Below are 15360 nucleotides of genomic sequence, written 5' to 3' on the forward strand. Positions count from 1 at the left end.
AAGAACTGCTCGTGAAGTTTTCCCTCAAGCAGCTCACCCCATAAACTTCATCAAAAGGGTTATGAGACCTATCAGATGGCAGACACTTTTATCAATATCTTCCCGAGCTTTCGAGAGGACGAACTTTCCAGTTCCAGTAGAGTCCTAGTACACCATAGAGATATTCATTACTCCATCTCTGCCATCCAATGCTACGCTTTTGTCGCCGTTTCCTTCTCGTCAATAACGTACGGACTTTCATCTCTGTATAGTCTCGTACTTTACTAAAAGCTCGACTAGAATTCCCAACCCGGAAGTAATTCACCCATCCAATCAGTACAGTATTGATTTGTTTTACTAAATCTTGTGCAGGCTTGGCGCCTGCGTTTCTGATTAATTCTCGGATTTTTGCTTTCACTTTCGTACAGGCTTTCTTCTTCGGGGTAATAAGAACAAAGTATCTACTCTTATTTCGATTAAGTACTCGCCTCAAATCAAATCCTAGGAATCCGAAGGATTCTCCTTTTAAAACATTAACCACTCGGGTTTTCTCCAGATTCAGTTCAACTCCCAAAGGCTTTAATTGTTCCCACAGTCGTCGCAATGCCAATTCAGCCCATCCACGTTTACTAGAGTGTCCGCTTACAGTGATAACTATATCATCAGCAAAACGGTGATAGTTTACAGCCTCGTAATGGTTTTCTGTTGTCTTACGTCGAATGGCATCAAATGTCCAATCTACTTCATTGAGGTAGATGTTTGCGGCTAGGGGAGAAAATGGTCCCCCTTGCGGGACACCAATCTTTCCTGTCACCTTGATTACCTGTTTTACAAGGTGCATAACTTGCGAATCTTGGACACGCTTTGCAATTTTCTCCAAAAGTATGTGGTGTCGAATTGTATCAAAGTAGCGTGACAGGTCAACATCGATTACTACAGTCATCCGGCGCAATATGCTACGTCGCACTTCTGCCAGTGCTTGATGTGGAGAGCGTTTTGGTCGGAATCCGTAGGAATTTGAACAGAAATCAGCTTCAAAGATGGCTTCCAATATGAGTTTTAGCGCTCCTTGGACCACGCGGTCCCGTATACACGGGATTTGTAGTGTCCGCATTTTTCCGTTTTCTTTTGGGATTTCTACTTTACGATTAGCTTGTGGTTGATATGTTCCAGCCTGTAGTTCTGCTTGGATATTCTTTAAAAACGGCATAACTCCCTCTAGCTCTATATCAGCGAAACTTTTCCCGTCGATGCCTGGGGCACCGTTGTTTTTCCTCGCTTGCTGATATGCTTCATGAAGGGTTGTTATTTTGGTAATGTGGGAAAATATTCCCCAAAACCGATGCGTAGGTTCAGACTTCGCCTTTTGATAGATTCGTCGCCTTAGTTCCTGCAAAGTAATAGGTGTTTTTATCATGGCACCCTTGCCTCCTTTGGTCGTACGAAATATTTACAGGTTCGGACCCTTCCCTCCCCGCGCGTTTTGCTGCACGCAGATCTCTGGTACTACGATCCGTTCCGCCACCCTGACACCTACCGTTCTCACTTCCCGATCGCGGTTATAGAGACGGTCTCCTCGATGAGGTTTCTTCATCGGGTGTCGAGGGCTTCTCCAGTTTCCACATTATCTTTCTCTCCATGTCGCCGCTGATACCCCGCCGGTGAGAACTGCCGTTCCAGACTCGTTTCGGTCAGTTCTTGCTGCTTTCGCACGTTATCGACCGTCTCAGCCACCGGAATTGCGTGTAACGAGGCTACGTCTACGTTCACTGTACGTTACAACCTGGAGATTTGCCCACATGCCTTTTGCATGTGATGTCAGAGGGCTTCGCCGTGTCGCTTTCACTTCATGGCGCCTCTCAGGCTACGGGAGTGGAGTCTATTCTCCCGATTGGACTTTCACCAACTAGATAATGTGTCCTTATCTGGACACGCCGATTTGCCAACGCAAAGAATACCAGTCATGTACCTGTCCCATCGGGACAATATCTGTAGGGGTGTTTGTCATATATACATTGATACCACTGAGTCGTTTACTACGAGGAGAATACTTCATTCCTTTCTTTTTTTCTCTTACAGTTTGATCTTGTAATCGTTTTTGTTGCTGTTGTTTTGTTAATCGATGAACAATTACACGGGCTGGCACTTTATCAATCATTCCTACATAAGCATCAGCTATTTCACATGTTTGTCCTGGTTGAAGGGAGTTCATTAACGTCTCCATATCTAACTGTATATACTCTGTACCTTTCTTAATTCTTCCATCTTGAAAATAATCAGGGTTAGGATTTTTTTGATAAATACGTGTATTCGACTTGATACGAGAGATATAGTAGGCCTCTTTATCTTGTCTATATTGAAGGTCTTTTAAATGAAAATAACCTAAATCTCGGATACATAAATCATTCGCTGTCACAGTTGGGGCACACAGAGAGCCGTAAGTGCGATCATGTTGTTTACCTGGACCTGTATGAATATGTAGGAACTGTCCACTTAACAAATCATACTCAAGTTGAATTTTTATCCCAGCTGTATGGCTGCATCCTCCTGCACCTGGATAAACCGATGAAAATACATCCGGGAGTTGAAATGCAGTTGAATCTAAAATACGAATACGCTTGAAAACAGAAGTGTATGGAGAAGAAATCGGCATAGATGCGGCCAATTTTTTGCTTAGTAGTTCGGCTAGTAGGTGTTGTAAAAGTTGGACGGCCGCCTTATTAAATCGTTGATTCAGTCCCTCAGGACTGATGAGTACTGCTGTTGATGCTTCTAAACAGCTAGATAACTGAGTTAAAGAAGTCATAGCTATATTTTGGCTCAGCCATACACATAAAGCGACTAAATCTTTTGCCTGATACTTACTGGTCCGTTGTACAAAACCAACATCTCTAGCAAGATCCCGTAAGGTATTTGGAGATAAAAAACTTTGAATCTCTTGAGCAAATAGTTATAGTTCGTCAGACACAGAAACAGACATAAAAAACGCCATCCTTTCCTATGATTCTACAGAAAGAATAGCGTATTTTTTCATTTTAGGGGGCATTTCTTTTTATTAACTTGGTAGCGATATGATGATACCCCCTGTAAGTGAGAATTAAAGCTGTGTTTATGCTTGATGTTTGAATGTAAACAATTCATTTTCAGGTACCTGCAAAACACTCTTATTAGTATTTTTAACAGAGATACTGGCAGTTCTGTTTCTTTCTAAAGAATCTTGAATACTATCAGTTATTTTATTCGCAGCTAGAACAGTCAAACTAAAGAAGATTATCGGAACCATTGGAATCCAAGTATCAGCAGATAGAGAAGGATAGTACATCCCAATTAAACCAGTCCACTCATGTGTTACAGAATCAGCCTCATCACCATAAAGAACTGTTCCACCAAAAAACAAATTTATTAAACCTAAATGAAGCAACAATGTTAGTGTTTGTACGAATTGTTGCATAAGCATTATTATAAACGTTGGAACCAGGTGAGGAAGAATGTGCTTAACAACAATGTATAATTTTCCGCCACCGAGTATCTTTGCAGCTTCAACAAACTCTTCAGTTTGCAATTTCCTTACTTCATTTGCAACATATAATGATAGAGTGGGAACACTTAAAAGAACAATCACAGCCAATTGGAATAGAAGTCTTTGGTAAAATGGAGCCGGTATCGTCCCATTAGCATAAATAAGTACTTCTGATAATATGAAATAACAAATCATAACCATTGGTACGATTGTAAAACTATCAAAAAATGCTTCAATTTTTTTAAACCCTCTTTTAACATATGCACCAAGTAAAAAACCGATTATAATGCCTAACACCATGCGTAATATGGCTACTACGATTGCAAACCCAATAGTCCATTTTGCCCCTTCAATTATCAGATTGAGTAAGTCGTACCCCGCTCTGTCGGTACCAAATAAAAATTGCATTGAAGGTGGAAATGGAGGCACTTCAGGATAACCAGTTTTATCATATTGAAGGATTACTTTATGTATATTTCCGTCATTAAAAACAGTATTTCCTATACTTAGGACCATTAATATTGTTAAAAATAAACCACCTAACCAGAACCGTTTATCACGTTTTAAATAATTCCACATATTATATTTTCTCCTTCATCGCAGTAGGTACCAACCAATGGAAACATTTAAAAAATAAGAATATAGGTAAGTAAATTAATATTAATCCAACCGTGAATACCTCAACACTTTGGTATTCTTTAATAAAAACAAAGAATCCGAGAGTATTGAAAATCGATTCTATTATGTATAAGTTAGAGAGCATAAACCATATATTAGCTTTTACAAAGAACAAAGTACTTAATAGAACGTTTCTTAGTACATGGTGGTTTAAAATATGAAGACGATCCATACCCTTTGAAGCAGCGAACAACACATAATCCTTTCTCAACTCATCCTCAAATCTTAGAAGTAAGAACTTAACAAACATGATAACGGTAGGTATACAAAAACAGATAATCGGTAAGAGTCGCACCTTCTGGTCTCCAATTCCTGCTACTTGTGCTGCCATAACACCAGTTTTCTGGAATATCCATACCACCAACAATTGGGAACCAACAATAAACAATATGTCAGGTAAAGATTGAAGAAATAACATGAATTCTTTAATCCTATTCTGCCATTTTTCGTTAACCCTTAAGATTACGTGTACTAGTATAAATGACACTATTAATGAAACAATCAGTGAAATTGAGAGTATAACCATCGTCTCTTTATAGTGAAAAAATATTTGTGGGAACAAATCCTTTTTAATCTTCATACCATACCGCATAGATGAAGCATGTAGTATTATCTTCTCGCAAATTTTATAAATACTACTAAAATACCCTGGAATATCTATTGAAAGCCCTTTGAATAGAATTGGTAGAGAGCCAACCGCTAGTATACCGACAAACGACAACAATAGATGAATAATTAGCTCCCAGCCTGATAGAATGATTTTCTTCGACACATAACCACATCCTTCTTACTTAATTTTCCACCCTTAATAATAGATTTAATTTTCAGAAATGTAAACCCTTATATCGGTATAGGTAAACTTTCAACGGGGCATTTACAAAAATATGATTTAATTCAAAATTGAATTAATCCATATTTTTGTAAACACTAAACTTATAAACTTGGAGCTCTATTATAGAATTGGCTAAAATCTAACATCATTTAGAGCATCGTTATTTTAAAGCCCTTGATAGTTTTGTATTTCCTATGATAAGGGAAGTCCGTGAAAAAACGGATGATCTTTAGCCTATTCTATTACCGTTGAGGAGTTTGAAAAGGCCGTAATGGAACTTCTTACAGGGGTACCGTCACATTGCTATCAGGTAAAAAAATACAACTACCCACAATGAGATTTTGTGCTAACTTGTAATAAAAAGCTTATTTTTTCGTTTTGGGGGTATTTGCTTTTCTTAGCTTGATGGTGATGGGGTATTACCACATGCCCATCAAGCTAAAATTTTATAGTACCCCCAGAACGAAATTTTGTACTAACTTGTAACAAAATACTCATTTTTTCGTTTTGGAGTATTTGCTTTTCTTAGCTTGATGGTGATGGGGTGGTACCCCTACTAGAAAAATTGTCTCCGCGTGAACGTGAAGAACTTGAAAAATTTAAAAAAGAAGCAATGGAAGAATCACCGGATTTCTTTGAATATATTCAGTCTACCGAAAAAGATAATAAATGATACATAATGCCTCCAACAGAATATTTATCAAATTGATAACATATGTATTCCTTTCATTTTTTACAGAAATTGTAATAATATAAGTATATGCATATGCGTATAGAAGGGGAGGCATAGATTCTATGAAAAATGTTAAGTTTTATGGGTTAATTCTAGCATTCATCTTGCTACTGGCAGCTTGTAGTAGTAATTCCTTTGAAGGTTATACATCAAAAGCTGATAAGAACATTAAGGATAAAAAGTATAGCGAAGCTATAAAGAATTATCAAGAGGCTTTGAAGTTGAAGGATGATAAGAAGATTAGAAGTAAGTTAGAACAAACCGAAAATTTAAAGAAAGCGCAAGATGCTTTTGATAAACATGAAATCGGGAAAGCTATGAATAATGCTCAAAAGGCAAAAAGTGATGAAAATAAAGAATTAACAAAGCAAGCCAATGCATTGCAAGGTGAGATTCAACAAGAATTTTTAGCTACATTTAATAAGTTGAACATGAATGATATTACTGGCGATGTAAAAGAAGCCCGTAAATCTTTAGATGATCTTAAGGCTTGGATACAACAATCTGACCTATTAAAATCTCAAAAGGATTTTGTTGATACGTTACCTGAAAAAGAAGCAAGTATCTCTAAACTAGAGAAAAGTAAAAAATAAAGAAAAGAGGTTGCCCAAAAGTAACTATTCAGCAACTTTTGGGACAACCTCTTCTTTTCGTTGTGTACTTTCAAGAAAATTTAGAATAAAATAAAAAAATAGTCATCTACCTATTATTCACTAATGAAAAGAAAAGGGGATAGCGAAATGCAACTGAAGTATGGGAAGCACATTAATATATTATCTATTGTTCTAACTTTGTTCTCTTTTTCCGTAATTGTAAGTTTCTCTACCTGGTTGAGTGGATATTCAATTCCCAACCTTTCTACAATGGTTAAGGTAACAATGTGGAGTGCATTTATTCTTGGAATTATAGGGTTTAGACAAGAGAAAAGCGCACTAGCGATTATAATTATGGGAATATGTGCCTTTGGTCTAGTCGTTCTATATACTTATGCGGTTATAAGTTTTCTTGAGCATTAAACACCAAAAAAAAGAAACAAACATTTTTGTTCGTTTCTTTTTTTGTGATGATTATTATAAAATAGCCTCTTCTAATGATTGAGTGCTGAATCCAAGAATTGATTTTTGAGTGTTATTTTCATGATCTTTTACAATGATATATGGAACGCCCTGTACGTTAAAGGAATTATACTTTTCTTTTCCTTCTGGGGTATTAGGGGTACCACCCCATCGCTATCAAGCTAACAAAACTAAATTTCCTTAAAATGAAAAAATACGTTATCCTTTCTGTAGAATCATAGGAAAGAATGGCGTTTTTGTATGTCTATTTCTGTATCCGATGAATTACAACTATTTGCTCAAGAGATTCAAAACCTTTTATCTCCAAATATCTTACGAAATCTTTCTAAAAATGTTGGTTTTGTACAACGAACTAGTAAGTACCAAGCAAAAGATTTAGTTGCTTTATGTGTATGGATGAGCCAAAATGTCACTACGACTTCTTTAACTCAATTATCTAGTTGCTTAGAAGCATCAACAGAAGTGCTCATCATTCCTGAGGGATTGAATCAACGATTTAATAAAGCGGCCTAATTCAAAAAATGAAACCCGATAGGGTTTATTTCGCATGCAAATTTTTAAATTCTCTACACTTAGCCTTTTAAAAAAGAAACAACCTCTACTATAATTGAAGTTGTATTTTCTTAGCTTGATAGCGATGTAGTGCTATCCCTAATTAAGTTGGATATATTAAAGTTTAGTAGTTGTATTATAAATTAAAGCTATTGAGTAAAAAATCCGACTCATAAGCTTTAAGTCGGATTTTCACTTATAAATTTTCATAAAGTTTCCCTAAATCTTTCTTTATCTGAGATTTCAGTTGATGATTTTCGTCTTCTAGTGTCTTAACTTTCTGTCTTAGTAGCTTTATTTTATTTTTTAAAGTTTCTATAATTACATCTTTTGAAGCATCAGATGTATTTCTTTTTATCTTTTTTAAATCGTGTATTCCTTCTTGCTGTTGACGCAAATCTTCAATCCTTTTTCTGATTAAGGGTTCTCTATATAAATATGCTTTAGAAACAAGGGCTTTTTCTGAAACTGAATTAAAATTGATTTTTTGTCCTTCTTTAATCATTAACTGTATTACTTCATTCACTCGATATTGTGTTTTCTTCTTTTTTTTAGAAGCATGATTCAATAACCCCGTTGTATTCGGATGTTTGTTAACCATCAATTTTTCTTTCCTCTCCTATATATTCACGTTTATGTTTCGGCATACCGAAGATCCCAATTTCATTTTTCAATGAGTCTCTAATTTCCTTATACTTATTAAGTTTTGGTTTAATCAATTCAATAGAACGAGTACGACCGCTAGTTTGATATTTTATAATATCCTCTTCCATCTTCGATATCTGTACATTATAGTAATCTAAAAATGTTGTATCTACATGAAAACTTCTACAATTATTTTTAATACAAGGGGTTTCTAACGAATAATCTAAGAATTCACAGCTAACCTTAGGACTTTTTATGCATAATCCATGATCTAAACGAATAGAGTCCATGTTATGGCGAATCCATTCTAGTTCCAAACCGTTTTCTTCTGCCTGCTCGGGGAGACTAGTTTGTATTAATTCTCCAGTTGTATCGATACGTATTGAGTTTTGAACTTTTTTCCATTCCATACGCAGAGTGTTATCTGAAATTTTCGCATAAGTTAATGTCATTTCAGGACTAGTATGTGCCATTAACTTTTGTACATGAAGAATATTCATGCCATTATTAATTAGATTAACCCCATATCTATGTCGAAAAGCATGGTTCTTAAACAGAAATATTTCTCCATTTTTATCAAGGATTTTATATTTTTCCCCTAGTTGATTTAATGCATAGGTAACCGATTTTTGTGAAAAAGCCATTCCCCTATTTTTCCCAGTAAGAACAGGGAACAAAAATTGATTTAGGTTATTATGCTTTTTTTCATGATTGTTAATATATTCTTGTTGTATTTTAACGATTTCTACAATTTCTTCTGAAATGGGAACAATATGTTCTTTTACATTTACCTTTCGTTGATCTCCTACCAACCACCAACCATCTTGCTTATATACTAAACAATTTAATTGTAACTGACACACATCTGAAACTCTAAATCCTGTTGCTTCCATAATGACTATTAATCGTGCAATTTCAGAATCTAAATTGTGTAGATTTTCCAATACTTGCTCCCATATAAAATCTGGTACATGTTTAACATGCTGATGATAGTTTTTCTTTTCTCTTCGTGGGAAATCTTCCGAAAATATTAGCCTGTTAAGAGGAGTTTTAGGTGCTTCTTTCCATTCGAAACTTTGCATATATTCAATTATTCTTCTTACATTTGAAAGGCACTCTAACACATGACGATTACTAGGAACACGATTTTTCGTATAACTCTTTCCTCCCATCTTACGATTTCTGACATAGAATAAAAAATCTTCAATATCCTGCCTTTGAAGATTCTGTAAATCTATCCACTTTGGATGGGTTTCTACAATGAAATCAAAAAACAAATACATTTTCTTTAAAATATTTTGGGCTGTCGCAAAGGTAATTTGTTGATGGACAAGTAATGTTTGATATACATATTTTTTAACTAATTCCCGAAAGGGAAATTTTATACTGGTGAAATTAAGAAATCTGTCTCTTCGAGACATATTATATGGAATCCCTAATCTTTTTACATTCCATTTATCTTTTTGATGTTCAGGTCGTTCGTCATAATAATTAGAGAAAAAATCGTATAAACTTTTACATACTCCAAGATAAGGTGAAATAAATTCTCCTCCACGATGATGGGATTGTTTTAACGGCTTATTATTTTCAGCTAGATATAATTTGTACTCATCTAATAATGTAGTGTAAGGAATATCAATTATCGATGTGACTTGAGGGAATTTTTCGATTAAAAATTTTGAAAGAAAGTACATTTTACTAAAATGCATGTAGATAAAGCTGGATAAATGCCAAATTTCATTGGTTAAAGAATAAAAAGAGTAGTACTTTATCTCCAGTTTAATAAATTCGTTACTAATTTTACTGAAATCAACAGATTTTATATTGTCTTTAATTTTCCCCCTTCTATCTGGTATAGGAAACGCTTCAACAGTCCATTCATCTAGAGCCCAATAACCTTTAAGTTCACTCATAGCTTTACGTTGTATTTTATTGGAATTAATAGATACTATACTCATTTTCTCATTCTCCTATGCTGCTGGGCTTCATCCCAGTGCTTTCTTATAGTTTCTTCTGATGGATGAATATACATGTTTAAAGTAGTTTGTACCTGGGCATGTCCTAATAATTTTTGAATGATACCAGCATCCATACCTAAATCATAAAGGTGTGTTGCGCATGTATGTCTAAGTGTATGAGCGGTAAAGTCTATCTTCGTTTTTTTAGACAATATTCGTATAACAGCTTGCAAAGCCCAATATTGCATCGGTTTCCCTTTATTTTTTCCTTTTAAATTAATAAACACATGGTTAGAATCTACATCATTAGTATGATAATCAATAATATAATCTTGAAATAAATTCATTGTTTCATTTGATACATATACTTTTCTTTTTTCTCCAGCTTGTGTTTTGGATTCTCTAACAGTGATACTACCATCATTGATATTGAAGTCCTCTATCCATAAACTTAATAGCTCAGAAGCTCTTAATCCTCCTTCATATAAAATACGAATCATTAACTCGTCTCTTATGTTGTTACATGCTATATGAATTAATTCTGCCTGTTTAGTAGTAATTGTTTTTATTTTTCTTTTAGGTTCCTTAAGTTTTAATATATTAATTTTTGTTGTTGAGGTATGTGTTATGTGATCTAAAAATTTACGATACTTACGCCTTGTATTATGGATTTCTTTTGTAACTTTGGATTTTACGTTAAAAAAGATTTGACCACTACGCCATTGATAATCTAAAAATTCGATAACACAATTAGCAATTAAATTAACGGAAGATTCAGTTCTTTTGGTGTACGCTAACTTCTTTGTATCATTTAAATAGATAGTATTTATATCATCTGTTGGCTTTCTTAACCAATGAATGAATTCTGTTAATAAACTTAAATCCACTTCTTTGTAATCTTTATTCTTTTCGTTTAGAAAACACCAGAATATTTTCAAATGATAACAGTACGTTTTAAGCGTATTAGGTGCTTTTCCTAAAGAATCCTTATGTTTTATAAATTTCATGACTGGGATAACAGGTTCACCATTGTTATGTAAAACCATCCAACGTTCTTCCCCAAATGATGTAATAATACTCTGTACTTTAAACATTTTTCCACCTCCAACTGTTCAATCTATCTATACTATAAATACTATCTCTTTTTACTATTATTATAGCTTCTACAAAGAGACAAAAAAATAGAATCAACTATCATTGTATACGTTATCTCTACTCATATATTATACTATTGTTAATACCATTCCTCTTCCTTTTGGCATATTAGCATTTCTCACGATTTGTGCCCTCCTAATAATGTGTTTCTGTATCTTGCTGTTGCGACGCCATCGCTATCAAGCTAATAAAAAGAAATGCCCCCTAGAATGAAAAAATACGCTATTCTTTCTGTAGAATCATAGGAAAGGATGGCGTTTTTTATGTCTGTTTCTGTGTCTGACGAATTACAACTATTTGCTCAAGAGATTCAAAGTTTTTTATCTCCAAATACCTTACGGGATCTTGCTAGAGATGTTGGTTTTGTACAACGAACCAGTAAGTACCAAGCAAAAGATTTAGTCGCTTTATGTGTATGGGTGAGCCAAAATGTAGCTATGACTTCTTTAACTCAGTTATCTAGCTGTTTAGAAGCATCAACAGCAGTGCTTATCAGTCCTGAAGGACTGAATCAACGATTTAATAAGGCGGCCGTCCAACTTTTACAACACATACTAGCTGAACTACTAAACCAAAAACTGATCTCATCTATGCCGATTTCTTCTCCATATACTTCTGTTTTCAAGCGTATTCGTATTTTAGATTCAACTGCATTTCAACTCCCGGATGTATTTTCATCGGTTTATCCAGGTGCAGGAGGATGCAGCCATACAGCTGGGATAAAAATTCAACTTGAGTATGATTTGTTAAGTGGACAGTTCCTACATATTCATACAGGTCCAGGTAAACAACATGATCGCACTTACGGCTCTCTGTGTGCCCCAACTGTGACAGCGAATGATTTATGTATCCGAGATTTAGGTTATTTTCATTTAAAAGACCTTCAATATATACAAGATAACGAGGCCTACTATATCTCTCGTATCAAGTCAAATACACGTATTTATCAAAAAAATCCTAACCCTGATTATTTTCAAGATGGAAGAATTAAGAAAGGTACAGAGTATATACAGATAGATATGGAGACGTTAATGAACTCCCTTCAACCAGGACAAACATGTGAAATAGCTGATGCTTATGTAGGAATGATTGATAAAGTGCCAGCTCGTGTAATTGTTCATCGATTAACAAAACAACAGCAACAAAAACGATTACAAGATCAAGCTGTAAGAGAAAAAAAGAAAGGAATGAAGTATTCTCCTCGTAGTAAACGACTCAGTGGTATCAATGTATATATGACAAACACCCCTACAGATATTGTCCCGATGGGACAGGTACATGACTGGTATTCTTTGCGTTGGCAAATCGAAATTTTATTTAAAACGTGGAAGTCATTCTTTCAAATTCATCATTGTAAAAAGATAAAACCAGAACGATTGGAGTGCCATTTATATGGTCAGTTGATTGCCATTCTACTCTGTTCTTCTATCATGTTTCAAATGCGCCAATTGCTCCTCATGAAGAAAAAACGAGAGCTTAGTGAGTATAAAGCCATATATATGATTAAAGACTATTTTCTTCTTCTATTCCAAACTATACAAAAAAACACTCAAGAGCTATCAAAGGTGTTACTTCGCCTGTTCAATCTCCTACAGCAAAACGGGCGGAAATCTCATCGATATGAGAAAAAAACGGTCTTTGATATATTAGGTGTCGTTTACAATTGTACCATGCCTGATAATCAAGCCGCTTAATTCAAAAAAGTGAAACCCGTTAGGGTTTATTTCGTATGCAAATCTTTCAATCACCCACACTTGCCCTTTAGAAAAAAGAAACAATCTCGCCTAAAATTGACTTTGCATAAGCTTAGCTTGATAGCGATGTGTTGCGACGCTTGTGTAAGAAATCCCACGTAAAATACTGTTCTTACCAAATCGTGTTCGAATTTCGTCCATAACCTTCGTTAATCTCATTTCTTTTTCTCTTTGTATAATGTTATCGAAAAGCGAAATTTGCTCTTCTCCTTCATGTATTAAATTTGTTAAGGAAAGACTTATCGAGCGAATCGGCTCTCCTGTATGCCGTTCGTATAAAAAATATGTACAAACGTTGTAAATATCCATCGTTAAATTTGTTGCTCTGTTTAACGTATGTGCTTTTTTTATTCCTCCTCCGTATTCCCTACTATACCCAACTGAAAAATGAATCGTTTGCGCGTATTTCTTTTCTCGTCTCAATCTGTAACAAACTTCTTCTATATGCTCTAATAAAATAACTATGAACTCTTCTATCGAATAATCCCGTAATAATATTTGGCTTTTCGCTATAGATGTTGTCGCTGGAACGTATTTCTCTGCTATTCTGCTAAAATCAATCCCGTTACTATGTAGATGTAATTCTTCCCCTATTACACCGAAAGATTGCTTTAAATATTTCAAAGGATACTGAGCTAATTCTCCAATTGTATGTATACCTTTTCGATTCAATTTCATTTCAGTTTTATACGATATACCCCAAAATTTACTGAGCGGTCTAATACTCCATAACTTCTCGGGTATATCGTCATACGTCCACTGTTCTATTCCATCTTTATTCTTTTTTGCCTCAACATCCATCGCTACTTTACTCAATAATAAATTCGGACCAATACCAATCGTACTTTCGATCCGTGTACGTTCATATATTTCTCGCTTGAACTTTAATGCGAATTCGCACGGATTACTCGCAAATAAATGAATACTTGCAGTCATATCCATGAAAAACTCATCGATACTATATTGATGAAAATCTTCCGGCGCAACATACTGTAAAGCTAAGCCCGTTATGTAATTTGAACATTTCACATACGTATGCATAATCGGATTCACAATAATAATATCTGGCCGCTTCGGTATTTCGTACAACCGTGCCATTTTCTTAATTCCTAACGCTTTTAATGGCGGTGTTGCCGCTAATACGATTGATCCACTACGGTTTACATCTCCTACGACAGCCAATTTTGTATATCGTGGATCAAGTCCTTTTTTAATGCATGATACGCTTGCATAAAAGCTACGAAGATCTACACATAAAATAATGCGATTCGGTAAAAGAGAATAATCATACAAGGTTATCACTCCCAACAAAAGAACGTTTGTTCTTATTATATACGAACTAACGTTCTTTTTGAAGGTATTTTCATGAAAATTTTGGTTAAAATAACCGTTATTAAAATCTTTTTAAGAAAAACTTAAAAAATTTCCCTCTATATTCATAAGAACTATTTTCTATACTTAAAAATGTAAATAGATAAAAGGAGAAACAACTGAATTCTTCGTGAATAAGCACAGTATTTTAGAACCCATTCTTTAGTATTCAAAAAAGTCATGTATTTAAATAAATATTTTTATATTAGGAATATACTTATATAAGAAAGACTTATTTCGAAAAAGAATACTATTTAGTAGTGCTTTTTTATAGAAAATAAAATATTATTGGTTATTTTCTCAACGTTGTTTTTCTAGTTTTATCATTCAAATTTAGACACATATTTATCTAACCTACATAAACTAAAAGCGTATAATTGCATACTTTATCTATTTTTTATAACAATATCTCGAACGGACTATCATGAATCATAAATTTAATAAATCGGATACATTAATCTTTTTCAAGAAAGATTGTTTATCTGTGTTTCCCTTCTTTAAGAGAGACAGCAATTTCCCCTAATCGAATCTCTAATTACATAATTTTGTACGAGAAAGGAATTGAATTTATGCACAACTTTAATTTCATTTGTGAACAATTTGCTACAATACTTAAAGGGAAAAGTAAAATAAGTCATGTTGGTTGTTCGGTGTCTTTTCACCGCGATTTTAGAGTGCTTGTACAAGGAAAACCAAGTACCTATGTAGTACCCGCCGGAGTAAGTTTTGAATCGTTGGATCAAAATGGTGATGCATTAAATTTAGGCGAAATCGCTGTTCTACAAGAAGAGATTCCTGCATTTATGAGTTCCATTGTGCAACAAGGAATTATTGTTAGTGCTTTACATAATCACTGGCTGTACATGAATCCCTTAATTATGTACATTCATATCCAATCGGTAGAGCCCCCATTACATTTTGCAAAAAAGTTGGCGAATTCTTTTTTGTCCTTAAGTAGCTATCCTATCGCTAATAACGAGGGACATTAATTGGTGTTTGGGATGTATTTACATCTTATATTTCCCATATGTGTGAAGATAATAAAATCGTTTCACTTTGTACCCAAAAATAAAAAAGACTGCCTAACAAATTTTCAGATAGGCAGTT

General features: G+C 34.5%; 12 protein-coding genes and 2 pseudogenes. 6 read left to right on the forward strand and 8 right to left on the reverse strand.

What is annotated here, in order from left to right; translation table 11 throughout:
* Positions 1-91 precede the first annotated feature (91 nt).
* The 4 genes and pseudogenes from ltrA to NSS97_RS15975 all read right to left on the reverse strand — a co-directional run bounded on the left by ltrA (position 92) and on the right by NSS97_RS15975 (position 4949).
* A complete protein-coding gene (gene ltrA, locus NSS97_RS15960) occupies positions 92-1396 on the reverse strand; it encodes a group II intron reverse transcriptase/maturase (RefSeq protein WP_061674703.1) in 1305 nt (434 codons plus the stop codon).
* A 513-nt stretch (positions 1397-1909) separates the two neighbouring features.
* Positions 1910-2914 (reverse strand): annotated as a pseudogene (locus NSS97_RS15965) (IS4 family transposase); the annotation flags it as partial.
* A gap of 174 nt (positions 2915-3088) precedes the next feature.
* Positions 3089-4078 (reverse strand): ABC transporter permease, encoded by a 990-nt coding sequence (locus NSS97_RS15970; RefSeq protein WP_341113331.1) that lies wholly within the window; start codon positions 4076-4078, stop codon positions 3089-3091.
* 1 nt (position 4079) lies between these two features.
* The gene (locus NSS97_RS15975) at positions 4080-4949 is read right to left on the reverse strand and encodes an ABC transporter permease subunit (protein ID WP_341113333.1); all 870 of its coding nucleotides are present in this window, start codon (positions 4947-4949) and stop codon (positions 4080-4082) included.
* Positions 4950-5553: 604 nt separating this feature from the next.
* Between NSS97_RS15975 and NSS97_RS15980 the strand changes: the two genes are divergently transcribed.
* The 4 genes and pseudogenes from NSS97_RS15980 to NSS97_RS15995 form a co-directional block, all read left to right on the forward strand.
* On the forward strand, positions 5554-5682 hold the full coding sequence (locus tag NSS97_RS15980; protein ID WP_341113335.1) for a hypothetical protein: 129 nt from the start codon (positions 5554-5556) through the stop codon (positions 5680-5682).
* A 122-nt stretch (positions 5683-5804) separates the two neighbouring features.
* On the forward strand, positions 5805-6335 hold the full coding sequence (locus tag NSS97_RS15985; protein ID WP_341113337.1) for a hypothetical protein: 531 nt from the start codon (positions 5805-5807) through the stop codon (positions 6333-6335).
* A gap of 147 nt (positions 6336-6482) precedes the next feature.
* Positions 6483-6758: a hypothetical protein gene (locus tag NSS97_RS15990; protein WP_106081257.1), complete on the forward strand. Its 276-nt coding sequence runs from the start codon at positions 6483-6485 to the stop codon at positions 6756-6758.
* Between the two features lie 300 nt (positions 6759-7058).
* Positions 7059-7328, forward strand: a pseudogene (locus tag NSS97_RS15995) (IS4 family transposase); the annotation flags it as partial.
* 238 nt (positions 7329-7566) lie between these two features.
* Here NSS97_RS15995 and NSS97_RS16000 read toward each other — a convergent pair.
* Genes NSS97_RS16000 through NSS97_RS16010 form a run of 3 tightly spaced genes read right to left on the reverse strand, consistent with a single transcriptional unit; the run spans position 7567 to position 11067 of the window.
* Positions 7567-7971, reverse strand: a complete 405-nt coding sequence (locus tag NSS97_RS16000) for a DUF6262 family protein (RefSeq protein ID WP_341113340.1) — start codon at positions 7969-7971, stop codon at positions 7567-7569.
* Positions 7964-9973, reverse strand: a complete 2010-nt coding sequence (locus tag NSS97_RS16005) for a tyrosine-type recombinase/integrase (RefSeq protein WP_341113343.1) — start codon at positions 9971-9973, stop codon at positions 7964-7966. The genes NSS97_RS16000 and NSS97_RS16005 overlap by 8 nt, the downstream gene beginning before the upstream one ends.
* Positions 9970-11067: a tyrosine-type recombinase/integrase gene (locus NSS97_RS16010; protein WP_341113345.1), complete on the reverse strand. Its 1098-nt coding sequence runs from the start codon at positions 11065-11067 to the stop codon at positions 9970-9972. Before NSS97_RS16010 ends, NSS97_RS16005 begins: the two co-directional genes overlap by 4 nt.
* Before the next feature lie 324 nt (positions 11068-11391).
* Between NSS97_RS16010 and NSS97_RS16015 the strand changes: the two genes are divergently transcribed.
* Complete coding sequence (locus NSS97_RS16015; protein ID WP_002184625.1) at positions 11392-12822, forward strand: IS4 family transposase; 1431 nt, start codon at positions 11392-11394, stop codon at positions 12820-12822.
* 90 nt (positions 12823-12912) lie between these two features.
* Here the strand turns inward: NSS97_RS16015 and NSS97_RS16020 are convergent, their stop codons facing one another.
* A complete protein-coding gene (locus NSS97_RS16020; RefSeq protein ID WP_341113347.1) occupies positions 12913-14175 on the reverse strand; it encodes a Y-family DNA polymerase in 1263 nt (420 codons plus the stop codon).
* Between the two features lie 647 nt (positions 14176-14822).
* On the opposite strand from NSS97_RS16020, the gene NSS97_RS16025 reads away from it, so the two are divergent.
* Positions 14823-15242 (forward strand): DUF1259 domain-containing protein, encoded by a 420-nt coding sequence (locus NSS97_RS16025; protein WP_107886646.1) that lies wholly within the window; start codon positions 14823-14825, stop codon positions 15240-15242.
* Positions 15243-15360: the final 118 nt, after the last annotated feature.

The sequence above is a fragment of the Bacillus sp. FSL R12-0074 genome, assembly GCF_038005725.1.
Taxonomy (GTDB): Bacteria; Bacillota; Bacilli; order Bacillales; family Bacillaceae_G; genus Bacillus_A; species Bacillus_A mycoides.